We start from the raw sequence: 21,441 nt of genomic DNA, 5'->3' as shown, positions 1-21,441 counted from the left end.
GGTGCCTCAGATCTCAGCAATCGGCTTCACCTGGGCGAAGTGCTCGCGTCTTCCAGCTTGGTACCAACCGAACAAAGACTTTCAGCATTATGTTTTTCTCCATCACTGTGGTTTTTTGAGCAAGTAAGCCCGCTTATTTCAGGGTCAAAGCCCATTACCTACGATCGGGGTGTCAGGAGCTAACCCTTACCATGGCAGGACGGATCAAGCGACCGGCATGGGTATAGCCTTCCTGTAGTACGTCGGTAACAAGGTTCTTTGGCATGGTTGTTTCAGAATTAACCGCCACCGCTTCGTGTTGGTAGGGGTCAAATTTACGGCCTTTAGCTGGGATTTTATAAACGTCATACTTGGCTAGCGCCTTTTGCTGGAGGTCAAGAATAAGACTGATACCCTCTCGATGGGCTTGATCGCTAGGGGCGCGCATATTCTCAAGCGCTTTCTCCAAGCTATCGATAGACGGGAGCAGGTCTTCGATGAACGCTTTGACACCTCGCGCTCGTTCAGATGACATCTCCGCAGCTTCCTTCCCGAACGGGAACTTTCCATTTGGGTCAGCACTTTGGCATGACGTCTGTGATATTTTCTTTTGTGATATTTTCAACTGGTCTTCAAGAACGTCAATCCGTTTCATGACAGCTAGCTCAAATTCGCTAGGTCTATGTTGGCTTTCATCTTTTACTCTGATAACAAAATTTAGAGTGCCTCGCTCTCGGTCGTCTAGTTCATATCCTCCATAACCGAGGGCATAAAAACGACTGTAGTCTGAAAACTCCCCGGGCTTCTTATAAATGTAATGTTTTTCCCAAATCGAAAATTTCAATCCAACTCTTAATTGAAGAGGAGTTATCCATAGCTCTTTAATTATGTCTTTCCCGTCAAAATATATATTGCTTTCTTTTTTTATGTTATACGTGACAAAAAGACGACCATACTTATTCGTAGCGGGGCAATAATGGCCGTGTTCTTTGTATACAAGACTCATTCCTTGGTTGTCAATATTTCCTGGTGTTGTCTTAAATTTGGCGGTATGCCTTACACTTTCGACATGGGTGTTATGGCATGCTTTGCAGTTTTTTATACGGATCGGTGATTTCTCATACTCACTACAAACGCGGCATTTCATGTCACGATCATAGCTTATCTCAATGCCTTTTTTTGGACATTCATTAACAAGAGTTTCTAGCGTTACGTCTACTTTTAATTCAATATCGTAGCCGCTTGTCTTTTCCGTCATTTACTTCCTCCTTGAAGGCTTTATTAAATTATTTTAATTATGCCACAGTATTTTTGGCTTGCAAATAAAATACGATGCACTGCTTTGAAACTCTAGCTTTCTCCGAAAAGGCAATAACCGTCGCTTCTGCAACGATCTTAATTATCAATTAAAGGCCGAGTGGATCGAGTAACATCCTCACGCAATGTTTAAACCACTGCCACTTCCATCGCAGAACATCGCTCGATCCGTGATATTTTGCGCCCTCTTCGTCAGGACAAACCAATCAAATAAATAGTCATTCATTAATTGACTTTCAGGCTTACCGAATACTCCATTAATAGTATTGGCAGCCTTCTCTGAAGCTATGACATTTTTAATGTCATCCATGTTCATCAAGGATAACAAGGTCCTGTTGTAAAGAGTCATATAGGCAGTGCAAGAAGCTTTATAGGCTGGCTCCCCTACCCTAGAAATTTTAAGAACGTCATAAACAACATTCATAGCCATGGCATGCTCATGAAAGTTTTCAAGCGACGAAGTTAGCTCCATTATGCAAGCTACCTTACTTAGGCTTGCTGAGTCCTCAATGCCTTTGCATTCATATATATTTGGAACTTGCCCCCTCTTATCAATGCCTACGTTTTTTTCAAAATAATGGCCGGGCACTGACATTGCAAAGAAAGATATAGACGCTATGGCCGTTAAACAGACTACCCATAAAATGCTGGCTGCATTAAAAATACCTTCTGCCCGCCGTGAACGCTTGTTGTATTTTTTTAACAGTTCGTCAAGCTCTGCGTTATATTCATTATTTCTTTTGGACTTTTTCAACATTCTCTCCGGCGGCAAGTGAACCCCCCGCCGCCAGGGGGTTCCATGATTAGACAAAAAAGGCCTATATCCGATTTCCGGCCGTCGAGAGGGCTTCTCTCGGGAGTTTTAGGCTCCCGCCCGATCCTCACGGCTTTTTGCTGATCAGGTCAATATCCTCGGCCCAGCAACGTGAATCCCTACACGTCATGTTGGATATCGATATTGTTCTCACGGCACGCCTCACTGATGAAACGGTCCACCATGTCCAAGGTGAGCCAAGTTTTTTCCGTCAGGTGCCGTATCCAGCCAAGTAGCTTTGCCGGGGTGTCACAGCGACTCAGGGCAATGTTGTAGTCTGCCATCTCATTTTCCGGAGTGGCGTTAAGGACAATATGCCCCTCCTTCACCTGAACCTGCTTATCCAGTAGATCCCGCTGTGCGCGTGCTTCTTCGGCCACTTCCCAAAATTCCATAATTTTTCTCCAGTTTTAAATTTCTGAACTACTCAGATGATCCAGCTCACGACTGGGGCTCTGAAGCCGTAAGGATCATTTCTCGGCCAATGATTCGTCACGAACGTTAGGTTGCTCAAGCGAGAATTTGTCTAGCTCTGTATTGGCTTTATTCACCTGAGCCATTTTCAAAGAATATCCTCTTTTATGGTACTATGCGCACAGTACCTATTTATAGCTCCAAAAGGGAATTCATATGAGCGGGCTGCAAAATATTATCCTACATCACTCCTACTTCACAGGTTTGAGGGTGGCTTTTCCTGGCCTGTTGTGTTCGTCGCTATTCTATCGTCATTGCCGGATTTGACAGCTTGAACAGCATTAATTTAAGTGAGATATTGATTAAGAATTTGGTAAGTGATCTATTACTAATTCACAAATTCCGGCAACTATCTACCCGAGGTTAAAAATGGCTTTTACGTACAGTGTCACTTGCCCTAAATGTGTCAGCCCTGTTGTGGGTACCCTTGGTACCAGCCACGGCAGCGGCAGTATGCAGTGTCGTAAGTGCAACTACAGCATGCGCGTCTACGTGCAAAACGGTCAGGTTACCCGCGTCGATTAATCACGCAATGAGCCTCGCACGTGACCTTTCGGCGGTTAGTGCGAGGCGTCAGCCTTCATTGGTCAGGCTGTCTGTCTCGATTCGTCAACTACCTCGCCCTAAAGGGCAGGCTTGTAACAACAAGCCTGGTTGACCAGGGAAAGCGGTAGCCAACCCGCTACGTTTGCAACAGGTCGCAAAGACTCACCAGCGGATGCTTCGCTCAGTCCGTTGCTCTGAAAGGTCAGGATCATGCTGGCGAAAGGTAAAGCGCCGAAGGTTCTGATCGCTGCGGAAACGCAGGAGCCGGTTGCAGACATTCCCGAGGGGAGATGGGGCGCAAGCCCCGCGTTACTAGGCCTTTACGGGCAGAGCCTAACAGCCCAGCAGGTGGAAAGCCTGCACCCTAATCCAGCACGGTGATGGCGACGCCCATCACTTGACACGCACCCTTAACTAAAAAGAAGGCGCGGACAGGGAACACCGAGTCGTGCTGCGCACGACGCGCTATCCCTCCCGGTGCTAAAGCAGCCGGGTTTCCCGCGCAAAACGATGAAATCCATGAAGAACTCCGTCCACAGACCGGCATTGTCATCGTTTAGCTCAAGCGGGTAGTGCTCGGGATTCGCCGCGTGCTGGGCCTTATAGTCGGCGGCGAAGGCGTCAATATCTGTTTTCACCTCCGCGACGAATTGCTCCAGGTGCAGCGCCATAATGGTTCCCCTTTATTGGCTCTCGGCGTCGCTGGATGCGGACAACCGATTCTCCAGTTCCGCCACTTGATACTGGAACTCACGAATGGGGCGCGCTGCCAGCAGGTCAAGCCGCAGGTTAGGCACGGCGTTCAGAGCGCCGCTGGCGGCATCCCAGTCGTTATTCTCTTCCAGGTCGGTGGCCATACGGTCGAGCTTGGCCGCTGTCTCCCGCATGTTTTCCTTGTTTGGTTGCTTTGGCAGCCGACCGTCTCTGATCGGCTATCAAAAGCCCCTGGCACCAGCCATGGGCCTTTCCGCCCAGTTCAGGGCGGAATGCCGTTTCAAGCTAGCTAGCTGGAACATGGGATGGGGCATTGCAGGGCAGGGGCTTCTGCAATAATGATTTTCTTCTTTTGGTATAATTGCAGGATATCTCACCTTTCCCAAACTCAGCAGGTGCTACATGCGCAACAACACCGGACCCTCCCCTCGTTCCTCTAAGGAGCATTCGCAAAGTTGGGAAATCTTCAGCATCTTCAATGATAAGGATCAAGGGATGCTGCCCAGGCAGACGCTGCCTAATGGAGAGTTGCCAGGCGGAAGGAAGCTAGGAGAGATAGGCGGAATCCATTACCACCTCGCGGAAATTGAAGACATTCATATTGATGAGGACCAGCAAAGAGCGTCGGGGCTCAGCTTAAAAGGTCTTCTCTATCTCGCGTTCGATGAAGATAACAAGGTCGTTGCTGGCGCCTGGATGGTTGCTTACCGCTTTTCCAAGGCTCCGCCCTCACCCGCCGCCTTTCTTGATATGACCGACCAGCACAATTCCGAAATACACGAAATGTCCTGGAATCTGATCAAGCTGACCGAGGCCTCAGACCTTGCGTTTAAGCGCGGACGCATACTTTCGATTCGCGGAGTGGAGGTTAGGCCAGACCGGCGAGGCACTGGCATTGGGTCCACCATGGCCAAGCTCATTACGGAAGACCTCACGCACCAGCATCACCAAATTGGCCGCGTCTTTGGGAAAGACCTGTATGCGGTCGTCATTGATCCGGAGCTTGAGCACAACATCAGCAAGGAGCGCGTACTGTCCCTTATCCCGACAATCGCCGAGCAGGTGCCGCTGTATTTCACGGCCGATCTGCAGGACTCGGGGAGCGCACCAAACCCGGATCAGATGATCGAGGCCATGAGCGAGCTTTTTGATGTACCGCCCGGACTTGTCGAGAGGATTGTCGCGGAATTACCAGAGCTCCTGCATGGCCACGCCGAGGACGAGGACGAGGACGATGATGATGGCGACATAGAACATCTGCTAAAACACTTCATCGCCAACCTGGAAGACAGGCAACTGCTCAAGGACATGCCTGGTGCGGTGGTTGAGCCGCTATGGAAGCCCCAGGAGATCGAGTGGTTCGAGGAGAATGGGTATCCCGGCGAGGTTGACGTTAACGCGATCAGTGATGCGTTTGGCGTGTCGCGGGGAATGGCTACCCCTGATCAGAAACTGCCGTTATTGGAGGCATCGAGTAAGGAAGTGCGGGACCTTATCAAACGCACTGAGGGGTACGTGGAACCCGAGCTAATCCAAGCCCTCGATATGATGGTCATTGCTTTGAGAGAAAATGACGTCTTTGAAATTTGGGATGGCACGCAGCTGGTAGGCCTTATGTCGATGGACGGCACTATTGCCGAAGTGCCAGGGGCATGCGAAATAACGCTGAGAGCAGGGTGGCTTTACGTGATCCCCAGCCACCGAGGTCATGATGTCGCCTACGCGTTAATCAACACTGTCGGCCACGCTTTCTTTTGCGACAAGATGGGCATGCTCCAAGAGCAAGAAGAGCCAACAGAGTATACGATTCACCTCATGCCCCACCTCTACGCGGGAAAGATGTTAGGCCCAGCGTCAATGTATGATCACATCTACTACGGCGCGTTTTGCGTAGAGACACTAGAGGAATTGGCAGAGGACGAGACAGACCACACGGTTGAGGTTGACCAGCACTATCCTGATTCGTAGGCGGAGGATGTATCAACTGTCGCTTCACAGGCACTCCTTTTCTCTTCCTTTCACGGAAACTTGGCGGGGGCCTCGCTGGCGTACAGGTCAGCCCGGAACCGATGGGGTAATCGCACAAGAAGGCACCCAGGTCGGCGCAATCCGCGCAATGTGGTCCGAGATCACCCCCCCTGACATGAAAGGTGCCGGTTGTGTTTGTGATGTGGCAGCTCGGCATGTTGAGGCTCCCTATTGTCCGCCATGCTCGCCCTAGAGCATTCCTCGTGTCGGGGCTGCAGGCACTGACAAGGGCTGCGCAACCACCTTCTGCGCTGACGATAACCCCGTTTTTGGAAATGGTCCCATCAAAGCTTTCACGCGGTCATACTGCTGGGCCAGCAAGCGCTTCCCGGGCCTGTGTGACTCGATCGCGCAGACCGTTATCAGCATGAGCGGTCAGCCCCTCCAGGAGCAAGCCTAACTCGCCATGTGTCTCGCTCCCTGGTGACAAAAGCTTGATGCGATCCTCGAACCGTCGCACAGACGCCATCACTTCATCAGCGAGGTGCCCAAGCGTGGCATTCTCCCGTGTGTTGTCCACCACATGGAGCCAGTCACAGGCCAGGGGCCAGTCTCGGCATTCTCTGGCGGCCCGCTCGATGCGTCGGCGATCGGCGCTCGCGGGGTGACCATGGCAGCGGGACAGCAGGCGGCGCACGGCGGTATTCTCGTCCACATCAACATAGACATGCGCCAGCTGATGCCAGCTGCCGCGCCTGGTCAAGGTCTGGCGAATCGAGCGAAGGCCCTCCGGCTCAACGATCTTCAAGGCGTCGCACTCCCCGGCAAGGGCGGCCGTCACCGTATCGGTGACGGGGGTCCCGTAGCGGTGACCATCGTAATCAGCGATTTCGAGCATCGCGCTTTGCGCCATCTGCTCCGCAGTAACCTGAACCATATCCCCACGCTCGGCTTCACCCGGGCGAAGGGCTCGCGTCGTCCAGCTTGGTATCAACAGAACACCGGCATCGCACAATGCCTGGGCGAGAGTCGATTTTCCCGAGCCGGTAGGGCCGGTAAGCGTCATCAGCATGAAGAAGATCTCCCCTAACGTGCAGCTCTGGCCTGGCACGCTTTCACTTCTCTTTGGGCTGCAGCGACCTGGTTGACCATGCAGGTAGACAGCTGCGATAAATCCAGACAGGCAATGACCCCCTCGACAGAACGCCCGATATGCTCGGCATCGCCCTTGCTCAGCGCTTGCCTGGCGATGGCAACGCGTTGGTCAAGAATCTCCAGCCCGCTATCCGCGAGAAATACCGCGCATGCCAGTGAATCGAGCAAAAAGGTACTGTCGCGATAGTCGCCACCTCGATCACGAACAGAAAGCAGCCACCCCACTAGCGCTGCCCTTTGATCGGCAACGAGTGTTCGCACGCATCCAGACAGTCGTCCATCTGTTTGGAGGCGTCCTCGGCGCTTTGGCGAAGCTCGGCAACCTCAGCCGCCGAGAGTTCCCGTGGAACGCCCTGAGAGTCCTGATCTGCGCGACCCTGACCTTTGGCCACCGCTGAATTCTGATGTGTCATACAGCACCTCATTGTTTGAAAGAATCATAGCCCGGCTCGAGTGACTTCCCGGACTGCCTCGGCGAGCGTGACGGGTGACCTGCGGCAAATCCGATATTCCTCTCGACCGGCGGACTGGTACTCGACGGCTGTCCTACGCTGGCATCAGGCGTTGACGGCATGACCTCGCGCACAAGCTGTGCCTGAGCATGGGCCATCTGCTGTTTCAGCAAAGGGGGAATCCGCACTCCCTCAAGTGCCCGGGTGACAACATCCAAGTGTTCCACCAGAGCGGGGCCATCACGGCGGCCCAGCGCCCTGCGCCCAGCGGCCCCTTCACGACAGAGCGTCGAGAGGTGCGCCTCGTACCCGCGCAATGCCTCGAAAAAAAGCTCCACTTCCGCCAGAAAGGCACCGGTGGCTGGCGCAGCAAGTTGCGCCTCCAGCCGCTCGCGCATTGCTTCGACACTCTTCGCCGCCGCAAAGTGCCCTGCCTCGCCCTGGGTTAGCCTGTCCAGCCCATGCCCAAGGATGTCTTCGCAGAGCACATTCATTCCCGGACCATGTTTGGCGTCGATCTTGTGGAGCATCTTGTGCGTGATCGGAAGCTCCAGCGCGCCAGGATGAGCGGTCATCACGCTAGCCCCGATAACCTCGCCGCCACGGTTCTCAATGTAGCCGCGCAGACTTGCAAGGGTGCCGCCCATGCCTATCGTGTCATCCAGGATCAGGTACGTCCGGCCAGGGTCGACCGCGCCCGCAAAGCATGGGTTGTGCACCAGCCGATAATCCGCCCCCTTGTCTGTGCGGGCGACCTTGCTGGCCTGCACGATAGCGGTGGTTAGCGGAAAGCCCAAAGCACGCTCCACGTGCTTGGCCAGCGCCATCGGCAACCAGTTGCGCCCCGTGGCTTCCTCGGCAATCACCGGCACCAGGGTTGGCTGACTACCATGGGCGTCGGCCAGTGCCCTTACTTGCTCAAGCAGCTGCGGGGAGAGCAGCGAAGTCACCACGTCCAACGCGGCCTCAGGACTGCCACCTTTGGCCTCGGCATAACGCGGGTGAGCCTTGAGGGTGCCGTTTTCGCCGTTTCTCATCACGGAGGGAAATCCCCGGCCCCAGGGGGCGCGCTCTGCTTGTCCAGTCATTTTCCAGCCCTGCATGTGGATGCTATACCCCTTCTATAGGGGTCAAGCCGAGCATACGGGCGAAACACCGAAGCGTTCCGCCCGCCAGCCGATCAGTCCCCGGACTGTTCCGACTGCAAGGCGGCAAGACAGGCTTGCAGCTCCGTGCTTGCGATAAAGCTTACCCAACGTCCCGTGCTCATATCGAAGGTCAGCGTGGCATACCCCTCAACACCGTCATGAAGCTTGACCACCACTTCCGTTCCTCGGGCAAGATCAATGGTGGCCATGACCTGAGCCAGACTGCGCGCCTGGCGACGATCCTTGGCGGAGATCTGGACGGTATCGAGCATCAGATACGCCCGATTGCACGCGGCCTCAAGCACCCGTGCGATGCGCATCAGCACCTCGTGCGAATGGACGTCCGGCACGATCTCAAGCCCCATGCCCTCGATCACAAGCCGGCTATGGGCGGTCAGCAAGGTACGCTTGCCCATGTACTGGATACGGCGCTCTTCCCAATTGGGAATGTCCGTGCGCTCAGTCGTCCATTCACCGCGGTAATCCTGCGGCATCAGAGCGTATTGGGTTTCGGTCAGGGTAATGGTCTTGGCGGGGGCGGTAGTCATGGCGGAGCTCCGGGTGGGTCGTGGTTACGTCTTCATGGATGGCGGTTGCCAACGGTGCTAACAATATTATTTTATATATCGGTTGTCGTCAACCGAAGTATATATTATTATTTGAATGCACAACAGCCTGCCGCAACCGCGGCCAACCGATCGATTCAACCGAACCAAGGAACTTACATGACTGCTACTGACCTCCCTACTGGCGCCCAGAAAATCACTTTCCAGAAGCCGCTCAAGCTAGGCGAAACCGTCTTCTTCGTTGATCCGTGCCAGGGTCTGTCTAATGGCCTCTACACCGTGACCTGGGTGCCATCAATCTGCGCAGCTGAGCTTGACGAAGACACCTACTGTGACAGCGTGATTTCGCTTCTCAACGTGTCCGGCGGCAGCCTCGAAGCCTACCCACACGAGCTTTACCGCCTCCCAGGCTGACTAGGCGCCGGCAAATTCAGGTAATATATACCTAGCATCAGAATACCTGCGTTTCCCCAAGATTTCAGAACGGAAGTGTCCCACATGTTACCCAAAACACCGTCCAGCGAAGCGCCTGTAGAGATACAGGCGCCAGACAAAACTAATATCAAGCGCAACTGGCTATTGCTGGCAACCTACGTCCTCTACCTGGCCAGTCCCTTTATCTGGTTTGCACCCTTTGTGGCTCTGATCATTGGCTATGTGAACCGCAAGGGTAGCGGCAATTTGGCCTTTACCCATTATCACTTCCAGATTCGCACCTTCTGGCTGACCTTTCTGGTGGGTATCGCGGGCTCTGTTCTCTATTTGCTGACGCTGAGTCTTTTCATCAGTGGCAACGATGTTGGCCTTGCCTGGCCGGTGAGAAGCATCGTCCAGGGCCTTACCGTCTGGTACTACGCACGAATGCTCGTGGGGATCGTGCAAGCCGCCAGGAATTTACCCATCAAAAATCCCCGCACCTGGATGTTCTGAGCGGAGAACCTTGCATATTCTTGCGATGCACGGGGTGTTTCACCCCATGCCGGGACCCTGCGCTGTCCTGATTACCACAGCCGGCTGAGAAGCTTTGTTGTTGGCCTCTGGCGCCTGGGAGCTTGACGGAAAGACGGCTTCGCCGGCCTCCGCCGTTGAGAAGCTATGTGTTTCCATGAAATAGTTAAGCTGCCTTGCGTCTTGATAGTTTATGAAACGCGTCGCCTCATGATATTCGCCGTATGAAGATACGTTCAGGATGTCGAGAAAGTCCTGATGATCGACATACCGCTGGCTTCCCACGATTTTGTCCATGCGTTCCACTTGCTCGACCATGTTGGATTTTTCAAGGGCCGCCCTGAGCCACTCGGCATTGATCGTGTTGTAGGGAATCGCTCCCCGCATAGCCTCCGGCTCATTGCTCAAGGAAAAGTACCCGCTCCCTTCCGGGGTTAAGCCCCGCTTCCAAGAGGCTACCTTCTGCCTTTCATAGAACGCCCGCGCCTGCTCCTCGTATGCCTGGTCCGGCTCGGCATGAGCAACATCAGGACTCGCTACCCCCACCACGATACTCACCGCGGCGATAGCGGCATAGCTGGCAAATGTCTTAACTCGACTTCCCGTCATGCCACTTGCCCAGCTGTTGAGCTTTGAGGCTGCCTGGGATAGCTCGTTGCGGGTGAACTCGCCGGCGTCGGCCATCACCTCCCCCGCACGTTCGAGCCAGCGTTCGGCAGTTCTGGCAAGCGTCGGGAGCAACTTGTCGCGTACTCGCTGACTCAGCTGCTCTGGACGGGCGTTAGGCGCATAGGCCGCCTCTGTATCGGTGAGCGCTGCCGCCAAAAGGTTGGTATCGCCCGGCTGGGTGTCCTGCCTCAATCCCAGCGTCTTGAGTCGTTCAGCGATCGATGTCTTGCCGATCTGCCCGAAAACACTCTCGTACTGCCGGTTGAGCGCCAGGCAATCCATGATCTCATCCTGACCCAGGGCTTCGAGGGCGGCGGCATAGTGTTGAGTCATCAGCCGGGATTCATCGCTCATGTCATAGAGGGCGCGTTCCATCGCCAGGGAGTCGCGGGTAGCGGGATAGTGATCCTCGAGTCTTGGCAGCTGCTGCCCGGCCAGGGTGCGCAATTTGTACTCCGCCAGGCCGCTGCCTTCCCGGCCGTCTTTCTGAGGGAATGTCTCAGGCGAGGTAATGGCGTCAAGCAGGCACTGCTGCTCCAACGGTCGCCGCTCCAGCAGGCGATTCATGATCAAGGCTTTCTCTTGGAGGTTTGCGTAGAGCTCCAGAGGGGCTTCCGGTTGTGACGTGGGCATCGGCATCTCCTGTAAGTCAGCCGCTTCACCTGGGCATACCCTTCAATATTTCGGATGCCGAGGTAAAAGCACTTTTATGTTCAATAACTCAGTATAGGGGTCAGGTGACACCGACAGGCAAAAAACGCTCCGAGAATGCTGACACCCTGATCAATGCACGCATTTACTACGGTGCTTTAGAGGTCAATGGGGAGCGCGTTTACTGCGACGGCAAGCCGCTTAAAGCGGAAGACTTGCTGGATGTGTTATCCAGGCATTATGGGAAAGACCTAGCGGCAGCTATTAACGGCTAATGCATCACGGCTTACGCCTAGTCGCCGGACCCAAGCTCACGGCGCTAATATTGAACCCTCCGACGATTCATTCAAAACAGGCCGCTGGATAGCCAGGCCCTTATTCGTTTTGTCAGTTGCTATCGGCAGCCCACGGCCATCAAAAAACTTTCGCTATTCATAGCTCATCTTTAAAACCAACGACCAGGATTTTTCCCATTTTACGACGCCGCCTCCTTTTCCTCTTTTCAGCGGCCGGAATCTTCGCTGATATCTCTCACCTTCATAGGTTACAATTTCTCTTGAAGCCGCCTCGGGATAAAGTAGATCTAGGGTATCTTCCAACATCTCGTGGCGTGTTTTCGGCATCGTGCCATTGGCACGAAGGTAGGTGATGACTGACGATAATGCAGATTCGGCCTGTTCAACCTTCTCATAAGGCTCGATACCCGCTTCCCAGTTCTCAAGAGCCTGGTCCATGGCATTGTCTGCGTCGTAATAATCTTGTGCCGAATATGTCACGCAACGTACCTCGTTCTTTTAGTTCCTAAAGAATGGCGTGTGGGACAAAGCAGCTAGTATCTTTCGTGATACGCCCCACATCCTCTCGAATCCCGATGCCGCAGGCTTTGTCACCCACGACCCAGCTTCCAATCAGCGCGTGCCGATCACCGAACCGCGGCATCGGATGATAGGCCTGGATAATGTGCGGACTGTCCGTGTAGGGGCCACTGACAAATTCCCGCTCCCCGCCTGGTGTTACCAGCTCGATATTGCTGCCCTCCCGGGAGAAAAATGGCTTGCGTACCCAGCCCGCCGGCAGCGTCTTGTTAGGCTCTGGATCGTAGAACGCAGGCAACAAGTTGGGATGACCCTCGTTAAGCTCCCAAAGCAGCGGCAATATCGCCTTGTTGCTGAGAATCGCTTTCCAGGGGGGCTCGAACCAATGCGTGGCCAGCTTCGGCACCAATCTTCCGAAAGCCTCGGTATTCATCTCTTCCCAAGGGTAGAGCTTGAACAAGGCCCGAATCGGCTGGTTGTCCAAGTCCACAAAGCAGCCATGCTCGCTACCGGGACGGTGCCCGATATCCTCCATGTAAATGAATGGCGCGGCCAGGCCGGCTTGCACCGCGCAGTCCTGCAGGTATTCAACCGTGGCCCGATCCTCGATCTGATCCTTGATGCTTGAGAAATAAAGTTCTCCGCCTTCCAGTCGCTGGCCGATGTGGGCCAGGGCGGCAATCAGGCGCTCTTGAATAGAGTTGAATTGATCGGCGTGGCGCGGCAACCCATTCTGCTCAATGACCTGTTCCAGCCACACCCACTGAAAGAACCCCGCCTCGTAGATAGACGTGGGAGTGTCATAGTTCAATTCCAGCAGCTTCGCAGGACCTGTGCCGCTATAGGCAAAATCCATACGACCGTAGAGGTGCGGTTGCCCCGATCGCCAGGACTCACGAATGCTGCCCCACATGAATTCAGGTATCGCCAGGCGACTCAACAGCGCATCTGAGTCACAGATCCTATCCACCGCATCCAGACATAGCTCATGCAGGGCTTCCGTCGGGTCTTCGATGTCTTTTTCGACCTGCTCCATCGTGAACTGGTAGTAGGCATCTTCCGTCCAGTAGGGCTCACCCTCGATGGTGTGAAAGTGAAAGCCCAGATTCGCCGCCAGTTCTTTCCAGTTGGGACGTTGATTAACCGCGACTCGTAGCATGTTCTTCTTCCCCTCGTTTGTGCCAAGGCCAGCTCCTCTTCCCTGGTGCATCGTATTCCGCTGGCGCCCGCTCGATGGCAAGCACCAGCGGGGGTGAGTTAGGAGCCGAAGCCCCCGCGTGCTGAAGAACGTGAGCCAAACCCACTACGCTGGGTACCCATCGACTTGGCCGTTGCCGCACGCTGCTTGGTGATGCTGCGGCCTGTCGCGGCGACACTTTTGCTAACCTCATTATGGCGCTGGGCCAAGCGGGTCGTCGTCGCCGCCGTCGCCGCATTCCAGTTACCCCGATTCTCTCGGTTACGGTATACCGGCTCGTGGTAGGCACTGTGCAGCTTGGAGCCATTACTGCTGGCCGACATCATGTTGCCCACCATGTAACCCATCAGCGCCGGGGCGAACCAACCCCCACCGCTATTTTGCGACCCGCCCGATGCCTGAAGGTGCTCTTGGGTTGGCGGGGCGCAGGCCCCCTCGCCGTGAGCTTGCTCGCAGGCCTCCAGGCTATCAAAGCGTGGGGCGGCCTTGAGCGAGTCTGCATAGCTCGTTTCACAGGTTTGCCGGGTATAGACCTTCGCTTCGACGCACTCCTCAACATCGCGGTAGGGATTGGGGTCTGAAAACGCCACCCCCGTAACGTGTGGCGCCTCGTAACTCTCGTAACTATTGTCGTCTGCGCAACCCGCCAGCGTGACGGCAGCGCCGGCGCCCATCAGGGCCAGCGTTAAGCGAACGCTACGCTTGCGGCGTGACAAATTCGGTGAATGTTTCTTCGACATCGTGATCTCCCTTTACCAAACCATGGAGGCGGCGTTGAGCAGGCCGATAGCCACTGCGATGGCGCCGGACAAGATGCCGTAAGCGATGTGATTGTCAGCGATATGCGTGGACAGGCTTTCACCCTGCCGGCGTAGCACGCCCTTGATCGCAAAGAAGGTCACCAACTGCACGAAGAACGCCACGATGCCCCACAGGATGAAGTCGATAAATCCCACGCTGTTGGCCATGGCGCTGTAGAGCGGGATCGTGAAGCCGAGAATCGCCCCGGCAAAGGCGGTTGCCGCCGCCGCATTGCCTTCGCGGATCAGCGCCCATTCCTTGTGCGGGGTGATCTTGCTGTAGGCCATCATGAACAACACCAGCATGATCGCGGCAGTGGCCAGGTAGGCAAAGAATGCCGGCAGGCCGGAAAGGTACAGACCAAGGTTTCCCATTTACTAATTTCCTTCTCGTTGAAGCGGGCAAATGCCCGGTGATGCCCCAGGAAAGGGCTAAAAATTCGGCCGAGGGGTTACGTCCATCACGGTGAGCAGCGTTAGTTGGCGTCGATCACCAGGGCGCGGATATCCACCCCGAGATTGGTCACCAGCTGGTAGCTTCCATCCCCGGCGTCCTCTTCGGCACTGATAATCACGTACTCAAAGCGATCGGCTTCAGGCAGGTGCCGCTCGTAAAGCATGCAGTGGTGGCGTACTTGGGACGGAATGCCTCCCTCCGCGAGGGTCACGGTTTCTTCGAGAATCACGGGCGGTGACCAGGCGCTGTCTTCAGCGCCCCAAACTCGCTTGTACGTCGTGCCGTCGCCCTCTTGGCTGGGCAACACGTAGCAGCTGGCGCCGACACCGTTTTTATCAGCGGGATCGGTGTTGTTGATAATGGCGTCAAACTCAACGTCCGAAACATCCTGGGCCGCGTGGAAATCGAAGACCTTGTATTCAAAAACTCGATCACCCTCGATGGCCGCTTGAATCCAGGTGTCGTTTTCCAGGTAGAAGCGGGTCAGTTTCTCGCCTTTGCCAAGTTCGACCACGCCAATGGCCTTGATCTGATGGGCTTCACCGCTCCAGCTTGGATCGAAACGAAAGGCGTCATGAGCTTTCAACGCCAGCATGTCGAGCGAAACCATGCCATCGAGCCGCATCCCCTCGAAATCAGCCGGGGTCATGCCATCCGGCAAGCCATCGGCGATCTTGGCCACATGGCGGTCATGCTCGGCCTGTTCTTTTTTCGATCCGGCGCGCAACAGCGATTTGAGTGCTGACAACATACGGTTCCCTCTTGATGGTTAGATGGCGTTCGCCTTGCTTTTGGGTGCCGTGACGCTAGGCCGAAACAGCTGCAGGTGACTCGGTGTGTGCAACCAGGAGCGACCCAAACTGTTCGGGCGTCAGGCGCTGGGACGCCATGTAATACACAAGATCACCAGACTGGATGGGGCGATCCGCTGGAGGATTCAGCATGTCGCTGTCGTGGCTGCAGGAAGACACTCCCAGCACGGTCACGTTGTGCTGCGCCTTGGCGTTTGAAAACAGCGTCCCGAACACCGCCCCCTCCGGCACTTGCTCAAGACGGGTCTGGAATTGCGTCGCCCCGTGATCCACTGCAAGCAGTTCATTGACCACCCGGCTGATGCCAGCATCGGTTGCCGAACGCACCAGCATTTCCAGCGCCAGCGCTTCGGTACACTCAATCCCTGGGAGCGTGCGCCGCAGCATCGTCGCTGTGGCCGGGTTATCGCAGTGCGCTACTAGATGGCACCCTGCCCCCTTCAGGTGATAAGCCGACAAGGCAACCGTGGCCACGCGCTCATCGCACTGGTCGTAAATAATCACGCGGCTGGCGCCTTCGATACCGGCGCGCTTGAGGAAATCGGCGTCGGAGAAGCTGGCGCCCTTGACGAATTTCACATCGGCGGGACGCGGGTTGTTGATGTCCTTCACCACGCACAGCACGATTTCATCGGGTAACTGGCTGTCGGCTTTCAAGATGTCGATGATCTTTTCCGTCGCTTCGCCATGCCAGCCGATCACCACGGTATGCCCGCGCAGGGCGGTGTAATTGCCTTTGCCTTGCATTTGATTCCTCCAAAAGGTGCTGACCGACACCGTGGCCTTGCCGATTAGCGCGGCGAATAGCGAGATACCACCGGGTATCACGTAGAGCGCCACCCCCCATTGCCCCGCCGCACTGACCGGGCTCATATCGCCATAGCCGACCGTGCTGGCGCTGACGATGTAGTAGTAAACCCAAAGCGTGAACGACTCGGCCATGACCTCACCCGAGAGAGCCATGAGCGCCCAGGAAGTGGTCATGTGTGCGATGGCGAGCATGAAAAGAAATGACCAGCTCACGTTTATCGTGGAGGCTTTTAGTGCCTTGAGAAGTTGTTGGAATATTGGCATGTTGATCTCTTGCGCCAGACACAGCCGGTAGCGCTACCGGCTGTGTCGTGGAAAAGCCTAAGGGTTAGGCGTCGCTTGCCGTGCCCTGCCGTTTCGCCTTGAGTCGCGCCAGGACATCATTCGAGCTTGTCGAACCGTTACCGTTGATACCGGCTTGGGCCAAGCGCTTGTCCAGGTCGGCACCGGATTCCTGATCTTCCAGTTCTTGTGCCACTTTCATCTGCTCGGCGTTCTGAGCCTGCTTTTCCTTGATGCGATCCAGTGACGCCATGGCGCTGCTCATGCTGGCGTTCTGGCCGGCATGCTTTGACGCAACAGCGGCTTGGGCCTTCTGTGCCGCCGCCGTGGCCTTGACGTGGGATTTCTGCTGTTCAACGTGGCGGATGCTTTGCTTGGACTTTGCAATTGTCGACTTGAGTGATGCCACGGTCTGGTCGTACTGCTGAGCGTTGGCGTCGGCCACCGACTTGTCGCTTTCAAGCTGGGAAATACGCTCGGCAACTTCGCCGGCCAGCCCTTCATCACCCTTGTCGAGCGCCGCAAGGGCGCTGACTTCGTATTCAGTGATCTTGCTCTGAATTTCTTCAGCTTCACGCACTGCCCGGTTGCGCTGCGCCATGATCGACGTCAGTTCGGTGTTGGCCCCATCCAGCGCTTTCTGGGCATCGCGCAGTTCCTGTTCCATGATCCGAATGCTCTGGGAGTCAACGATGGCTTCACCCGTTTCCGTGGCCTTGCCACGCAGAGCGGTAAACATCTTGCGTAATAGCATTGAAAATTCCTTGTATTGAGTCGGACAAATGCGGGCGGCGGGTTAGGCGGCCTGCTGTTCTTGAAGCAATCCCGCTACGTCCAGCGCGGCATCGGCGCAGGCTTGCACTTCGGCGCTCAATGCTTCCAGCTTGCAGTCGGGGAACAACTGGCCGTAGATGACGTAATGCGATTCCCCGGCAATATCGGCAATCCCGATCGATACCAGTGGCAGCATCATGCCCAGGCGCAGAAGCGTTTCGTTAAGCTCTGCGGTGTTATGAACCGCTGAAACCGGCGCTACTTCGGTCATCACCAGCCAGCCGCTATCAGAGAGCGTGACGGTCACTGACAGATCACCGTAATCGTGCATCTGGAGTGCCACCGAGGCGTTCTCCAAGTCAAGCCAGATGCCACACTCTGGCCATTCGTGCTGGACATTCACTACCGAGTCGAAAACTGCAACGAGCCGGTTCTTCAGCTCGTCTGGGGTGAGTACCTGAGTGGTGCTATCGCTCATATTCAATATTTCCTCTTACGTTTGGCGTCTTCGCCGTGACGGGGCGCGTTGTTAGCCCCTAAAAGCCGACTACTTAGATCTACTGCAGGTTAAGAGAATCTATCGGCCCCAGCCTTTACCACCCACGCAAATGGCGCTTACCGCCCTGCTTACGAATACGCCATTTACAGCAGGCTTTAGGCCAAACATTCTAGCGAGCTAGAATCATTTGCTATGGTGTAGACACCAGATAATTGTCTCACGAATCGAATTTACTAGGCTTTAGATTAGAGAATACTTGATATAAGAATGCTGCTCTGCCTGAGGAGTCTGCCAATACTATCTATAATACTGGTTGGGGTCAATCCATATACAAGGCTGCATGGCGATTGCTCGACATGCTCCAGCGGGCATTAGCCGCCGAAGTAGGACAAAGACGCCCTCATCACATCATGTGAAGAATTCTTTGCCAATTACTGCCAGCTTGCCGTGAACGCTGTCTACAGAGGCGGATTAAGCCGCGTATCGAGGGCGAAGCGCTCCTCAACGACCAGATCAAAGAGCCCCTGGGCGCTCACGGGATTCAGCACGATGTTCCAGCTGTGCTGAGAAATAGTAGAAGGCACGACGATGAAGGGATGCACCGCAAGAAGCTTGTCTCCATGAGACTGCTGGCCCTGCCCTGGCGATCCAGGAACAAGCCAGTTTGGGTTGGGAAGTGAGTCTGGAGAAACTTCATGTACCCTGCTTGGGTCAAGAATCCTGACACCCAAGAGGTAGTGCTCATCCACATCCAGCACCTTGAACCCTTTGTGAGCGGCAACCTCGAGAATGGCCGTCGAAGGGTCAAGTGAGCCGTAGACGGCAGCGCGCCCCTTGGAGTTCCAGCGGCCTCCGCTTAATTCTGCACCGATACCGCTGGACCAGGTTTCGACATGGCGCTTACGCTCCAGGCGCCACAGAAAGACATCACGGCTGCCTCTCCAATCCCGCATCAAGTGTAAACCCCGTAATCGAGACGCGTGAGGAAATCATCGACCAGCTCATAGCCCACTTGCGTCGTGATCAAGTCAATCGGCTTGCGTCCCTCCAGCCCCATTGCCGGCGTGCGCATCCAGCGTTCGGCCTCCTCGGGATCGATAAATATGTCTTCAGCCTTCACCAAAATCTCTGCAAAGCGCCAGGCTCGACTTCCCTGCTCTGGGGTGAGAGGAGCTGGATTTTTCGCCCGGCGATACAGTGTTCGCTCAGACATGCCCATCATCTTGGATACGAGTTCCTTGTTGTAGTCGTCATGGAAGGAGCTTACAAACTTAGCGATACCTTGATAATCAAGACCCTTTTCGATCAGCTCGTGAATTTCAAAGGCAGACTTCGACGTGATTTCCATATCACCTGTCAGCCGTTTCAGCGTCCTGTCCTGAATGCTGCGCTCTTGCTCTACGGGTCGTTCGGCGACGGTCATGAACATTTCCTCCCATTTATGCCAACTGGCACCAGCATAGTGCCAAATGGCAACGCGGTCGAATAATCTGTCGTAGCGGTTAACGCGGCCGATGCAGGCAGAGTCGAATCTTTAAGGCGGCCAACTCAAATATGGGTTGCTTTAATCCCATATATTGAATAATATTAGTTTAGATTGCTCGCCGGCAACCGCTGGCCCATATTTTCAGGAGCTACCCATGAGCACCATCACCAACCATAACGTCAAGACTCGCTGCCCCATGCCTTCCGGCTATCGTCTTCGCTCGTTTTCCGACGATGCCGAGCGCACCACCTACGGCTGGATCAGCTTCGACGGAGTGGTCACGAACGGCTACCCAAGCCCCGAGAGTGCCGCTGCCGGGGCGCGTTGTGATTTTCAGGCGCACATGAACGTTCAGCGAATGTCCGCTTAACTTCATCTTGTTTACCACCCGCCTTTCTTGGGGAGAAACCATCATGCCAATCGAAATTCACGTAAGGGCCGGCGGGACGTTTGAGGTCGTCGCAACCGGCAATCTGGAGGTAGCAGACGACGACTTCGCTGACATCGAGGCCACAGTTGACGTTCTCGCGCCCAAGCTTTCCCCGGGCGTTCATCAGCTGCTCGAGGTGGCCGACGCGATTGATCGTGCCCGCCCCGACTCTATTCCGGCCCAGACCTTCAGCGACATGCTTCGTCAAATCGAGCGGCAGTACCGCGCACCCTGCCAGGGTGACATCCCCTTGTTCGTGAGTGACCCCGAACACACTACCGGGACCGTCTACGTCTGTGGTGACATCCACGGCCAGTACGATGCGCTGCAGGCGGAGCTGGCGCGGGTCGGCTTTGATCGCCAACGCGACCTGCTCTACTGTACCGGGGATCTTGTCGATCGGGGTGCGGATTCCTTCAAATGCTTGTCTCTCGCCTTTGAACCATGGAGCCGTTTTATACTCGGTAACCATGAAAGGCTCGCTTGGGACGCGCTGAAAGATGGCCCCGGTCCCGGCAATGCCTGGGATCACTGGCAGGCGAACGGAGGAAGCTGGGTGTACCTGGAAGGCGCTCTGGAAGTGAAGAGTATCCTTGGCGAGGCTTTGCGCCACCTGCCTCTGGCTCGGGAAATCACGATTGGGGATCGGCGCATTGGCTTCTGCCACGCAGAGCCGCCGGCGAACTGGCAGTGGGTGCGAGATAATCCCGAGGCGTACATCGACCGTCTCACCTGGGGGCGTACCCGCCACACGCGGGGCGATACCACCCCGGTCGAGGGCATCGACGCGGTTGTCGTTGGGCATACCATCGTTGACACCCCGACCTGGTACGGAAACGTGCATTTTCTGGACACTGGCGCATTTACACCCTATGGCCACCTGACCCTGATACCCCTCCAGGAAGTAGTCGATGCCCTGACCAAGCCTGCGGGGGGTAGCGCCTAGCCTGCAGGAATGACATAAGTTCCCGGTCATTTCGTATATGGGTTGCGCTGCACCTGTATATAATGTATATTGCTTAACAACGGCAACCGCCGATCAACGACGCAACCGCAGGAGCATCACCATGGACCATAGCCCCACTCTTTCGACACTGACCGCCGCCATAATCCCCTTCCTGTCCATCAGCCAGATCCGGCGCATGGGCAAGAACCTGCGCGATAATGATGTCCGCAGCGCCACGCTTCGCCAAATTCAGGAGCTGGCGAATACCGTGTCCAGCATGCCGGTCACCTACGAACAAGACGGCCTGGGCGATCAAGCTATTGCCTACCTGCACTACTTCATGGGTGGTGCCGACTTCTTCATCACCGAAAAAGACATGAAGGGCGACGGCACCCTAGGAGGCTGTCCGAGAATGGTGCGATATCGGCTATAATGGTGCCTCAACTTCAAAAAAGTCAAAAACGTCGCCATGAATGTCCCTCCGTTCAAAGAGAGCCCGATCGAAGCGAACCAACACCTCTTGTTTCCCAGCAATCTCTTTGATTTGTTGGCCGACGACCATGACTGCTTTCTTTATGAAGAACTCTTCAAGCAGATCGACACCACCGCGGTCGAGCAACAATACAGCCATCTTGGCCAGCGGGCCTATCACCCCCGCCTGATCGTCTCTCTGCTCATTTATGCGTATAGCCATGGCGTGTTCAGTTCCCGTGACATTCAAAGGCGCTGCC

At 55.3% G+C, this 21,441-nt stretch carries 29 protein-coding genes; 8 read left to right on the top strand and 21 right to left on the bottom strand.

Features of this window, described 5'->3' with window-relative positions; translation table 11 throughout:
- Positions 1-172 precede the first annotated feature (172 nt).
- The 5 genes from grpE to DU506_RS00120 all read right to left on the bottom strand — a co-directional run bounded on the left by grpE (position 173) and on the right by DU506_RS00120 (position 4,017).
- Positions 173-1,237, bottom strand: coding sequence for a nucleotide exchange factor GrpE (gene grpE, locus DU506_RS00140; protein WP_114484926.1), 1,065 nt, complete (start codon positions 1,235-1,237; stop codon positions 173-175).
- A 177-nt stretch (positions 1,238-1,414) separates the two neighbouring features.
- Positions 1,415-2,050, bottom strand: coding sequence for a hypothetical protein (locus DU506_RS00135; protein ID WP_181870644.1), 636 nt, complete (start codon positions 2,048-2,050; stop codon positions 1,415-1,417).
- Positions 2,051-2,229: 179 nt separating this feature from the next.
- Entirely contained in the window at positions 2,230-2,505 is a 276-nt protein-coding gene (locus DU506_RS00130; protein WP_114484924.1) for a hypothetical protein, read from the bottom strand.
- Between the two features lie 1,035 nt (positions 2,506-3,540).
- A complete protein-coding gene (locus tag DU506_RS00125; RefSeq protein ID WP_114484923.1) occupies positions 3,541-3,801 on the bottom strand; it encodes a hypothetical protein in 261 nt (86 codons plus the stop codon).
- 12 nt (positions 3,802-3,813) lie between these two features.
- Positions 3,814-4,017, bottom strand: coding sequence for a hypothetical protein (locus DU506_RS00120; RefSeq protein WP_114484922.1), 204 nt, complete (start codon positions 4,015-4,017; stop codon positions 3,814-3,816).
- Between the two features lie 229 nt (positions 4,018-4,246).
- Here DU506_RS00120 and DU506_RS21520 point away from each other — a divergent pair, with 229 nt between their 5' ends.
- Entirely contained in the window at positions 4,247-5,812 is a 1,566-nt protein-coding gene (locus tag DU506_RS21520) for a hypothetical protein (protein ID WP_181870643.1), read from the top strand.
- Between the two features lie 361 nt (positions 5,813-6,173).
- Here DU506_RS21520 and DU506_RS00110 read toward each other — a convergent pair whose 3' ends face one another.
- From DU506_RS00110 to DU506_RS21515, 5 genes are all read right to left on the bottom strand, one after another.
- On the bottom strand, positions 6,174-6,884 hold the full coding sequence (locus DU506_RS00110) for a nucleoside/nucleotide kinase family protein (RefSeq protein ID WP_114484920.1): 711 nt from the start codon (positions 6,882-6,884) through the stop codon (positions 6,174-6,176).
- Positions 6,885-6,898: 14 nt separating this feature from the next.
- Entirely contained in the window at positions 6,899-7,192 is a 294-nt protein-coding gene (locus DU506_RS00105) for a hypothetical protein (protein ID WP_114484919.1), read from the bottom strand.
- Positions 7,192-7,380 (bottom strand): hypothetical protein, encoded by a 189-nt coding sequence (locus DU506_RS00100; RefSeq protein WP_114484918.1) that lies wholly within the window; start codon positions 7,378-7,380, stop codon positions 7,192-7,194. Before DU506_RS00100 ends, DU506_RS00105 begins: the two co-directional genes overlap by 1 nt.
- 8 nt (positions 7,381-7,388) lie before the next feature.
- The gene (locus tag DU506_RS00095; protein ID WP_147273692.1) at positions 7,389-8,507 is read right to left on the bottom strand and encodes a phosphoribosyltransferase; all 1,119 of its coding nucleotides are present in this window, start codon (positions 8,505-8,507) and stop codon (positions 7,389-7,391) included.
- Positions 8,508-8,599: 92 nt separating this feature from the next.
- The gene (locus DU506_RS21515; protein WP_181870642.1) at positions 8,600-9,115 is read right to left on the bottom strand and encodes a hypothetical protein; all 516 of its coding nucleotides are present in this window, start codon (positions 9,113-9,115) and stop codon (positions 8,600-8,602) included.
- 177 nt (positions 9,116-9,292) lie between these two features.
- On the opposite strand from DU506_RS21515, the gene DU506_RS00085 reads away from it, so the two are divergent.
- Together DU506_RS00085 and DU506_RS00080 are read left to right on the top strand one after the other, a co-directional pair.
- On the top strand, positions 9,293-9,547 hold the full coding sequence (locus DU506_RS00085; protein ID WP_114484916.1) for a hypothetical protein: 255 nt from the start codon (positions 9,293-9,295) through the stop codon (positions 9,545-9,547).
- 84 nt (positions 9,548-9,631) lie between these two features.
- The gene (locus DU506_RS00080; RefSeq protein WP_114484915.1) at positions 9,632-10,063 is read left to right on the top strand and encodes a hypothetical protein; all 432 of its coding nucleotides are present in this window, start codon (positions 9,632-9,634) and stop codon (positions 10,061-10,063) included.
- A 39-nt stretch (positions 10,064-10,102) separates the two neighbouring features.
- On the opposite strand, the gene DU506_RS00075 is transcribed toward DU506_RS00080, so the two are convergent.
- Positions 10,103-11,383: a hypothetical protein gene (locus DU506_RS00075; protein WP_114484914.1), complete on the bottom strand. Its 1,281-nt coding sequence runs from the start codon at positions 11,381-11,383 to the stop codon at positions 10,103-10,105.
- Between the two features lie 104 nt (positions 11,384-11,487).
- On the opposite strand from DU506_RS00075, the gene DU506_RS21395 reads away from it, so the two are divergent.
- Complete coding sequence (locus DU506_RS21395) at positions 11,488-11,676, top strand: hypothetical protein (RefSeq protein WP_147273691.1); 189 nt, start codon at positions 11,488-11,490, stop codon at positions 11,674-11,676.
- Positions 11,677-11,829: 153 nt separating this feature from the next.
- On the opposite strand, the gene DU506_RS00070 is transcribed toward DU506_RS21395, so the two are convergent.
- From DU506_RS00070 to parS, 10 genes are all read right to left on the bottom strand, one after another.
- Positions 11,830-12,177, bottom strand: a complete 348-nt coding sequence (locus tag DU506_RS00070; RefSeq protein WP_114484913.1) for a hypothetical protein — start codon at positions 12,175-12,177, stop codon at positions 11,830-11,832.
- A 25-nt stretch (positions 12,178-12,202) separates the two neighbouring features.
- Positions 12,203-13,375 carry a glutathionylspermidine synthase family protein gene (locus tag DU506_RS00065; RefSeq protein ID WP_114484912.1) on the bottom strand — a complete coding sequence of 391 codons (1,173 nt, stop codon included), beginning with the start codon at positions 13,373-13,375 and terminating at the stop codon, positions 12,203-12,205.
- A 98-nt stretch (positions 13,376-13,473) separates the two neighbouring features.
- Positions 13,474-14,154, bottom strand: coding sequence for a DUF1190 domain-containing protein (locus DU506_RS00060; protein WP_114484911.1), 681 nt, complete (start codon positions 14,152-14,154; stop codon positions 13,474-13,476).
- 12 nt (positions 14,155-14,166) lie between these two features.
- A complete protein-coding gene (locus DU506_RS00055) occupies positions 14,167-14,589 on the bottom strand; it encodes a DUF350 domain-containing protein (RefSeq protein ID WP_114484910.1) in 423 nt (140 codons plus the stop codon).
- A 101-nt stretch (positions 14,590-14,690) separates the two neighbouring features.
- On the bottom strand, positions 14,691-15,422 hold the full coding sequence (locus tag DU506_RS00050) for a DUF2491 family protein (RefSeq protein ID WP_114484909.1): 732 nt from the start codon (positions 15,420-15,422) through the stop codon (positions 14,691-14,693).
- 55 nt (positions 15,423-15,477) lie between these two features.
- Positions 15,478-16,557, bottom strand: a complete 1,080-nt coding sequence (locus DU506_RS00045; RefSeq protein ID WP_114484908.1) for an ion channel — start codon at positions 16,555-16,557, stop codon at positions 15,478-15,480.
- 64 nt (positions 16,558-16,621) lie between these two features.
- Positions 16,622-17,329, bottom strand: a complete 708-nt coding sequence (locus tag DU506_RS00040) for a PspA/IM30 family protein (RefSeq protein ID WP_114484907.1) — start codon at positions 17,327-17,329, stop codon at positions 16,622-16,624.
- Between the two features lie 42 nt (positions 17,330-17,371).
- A complete protein-coding gene (locus DU506_RS00035; RefSeq protein WP_114484906.1) occupies positions 17,372-17,827 on the bottom strand; it encodes a DUF2170 family protein in 456 nt (151 codons plus the stop codon).
- A gap of 479 nt (positions 17,828-18,306) precedes the next feature.
- Entirely contained in the window at positions 18,307-18,801 is a 495-nt protein-coding gene (locus tag DU506_RS00030) for an RES family NAD+ phosphorylase (protein ID WP_114484905.1), read from the bottom strand.
- Positions 18,801-19,271 (bottom strand): type II RES/Xre toxin-antitoxin system antitoxin, encoded by a 471-nt coding sequence (gene parS / locus DU506_RS00025; protein WP_114484904.1) that lies wholly within the window; start codon positions 19,269-19,271, stop codon positions 18,801-18,803. Before parS ends, DU506_RS00030 begins: the two co-directional genes overlap by 1 nt.
- Before the next feature lie 217 nt (positions 19,272-19,488).
- Between parS and DU506_RS00020 the strand changes: the two genes are divergently transcribed.
- From DU506_RS00020 to DU506_RS22925, 4 genes are all read left to right on the top strand, one after another.
- Positions 19,489-19,704, top strand: a complete 216-nt coding sequence (locus DU506_RS00020; RefSeq protein ID WP_114484903.1) for a hypothetical protein — start codon at positions 19,489-19,491, stop codon at positions 19,702-19,704.
- A gap of 43 nt (positions 19,705-19,747) precedes the next feature.
- Positions 19,748-20,710 carry a metallophosphoesterase gene (locus DU506_RS00015; protein ID WP_235825394.1) on the top strand — a complete coding sequence of 321 codons (963 nt, stop codon included), beginning with the start codon at positions 19,748-19,750 and terminating at the stop codon, positions 20,708-20,710.
- Between the two features lie 121 nt (positions 20,711-20,831).
- Complete coding sequence (locus DU506_RS00010) at positions 20,832-21,143, top strand: hypothetical protein (protein ID WP_114484902.1); 312 nt, start codon at positions 20,832-20,834, stop codon at positions 21,141-21,143.
- Between the two features lie 36 nt (positions 21,144-21,179).
- Positions 21,180-21,441: transposase (locus tag DU506_RS22925; protein WP_479715036.1), on the top strand; the 262-nt coding region annotated here is incomplete at its 3' end.

Source organism: Vreelandella rituensis, assembly GCF_003336665.1.
In the GTDB taxonomy this organism is placed as follows: Bacteria; Pseudomonadota; Gammaproteobacteria; order Pseudomonadales; family Halomonadaceae; genus Vreelandella; species Vreelandella rituensis.
This window is presented reverse-complemented; position numbering and strand designations above follow the sequence as displayed.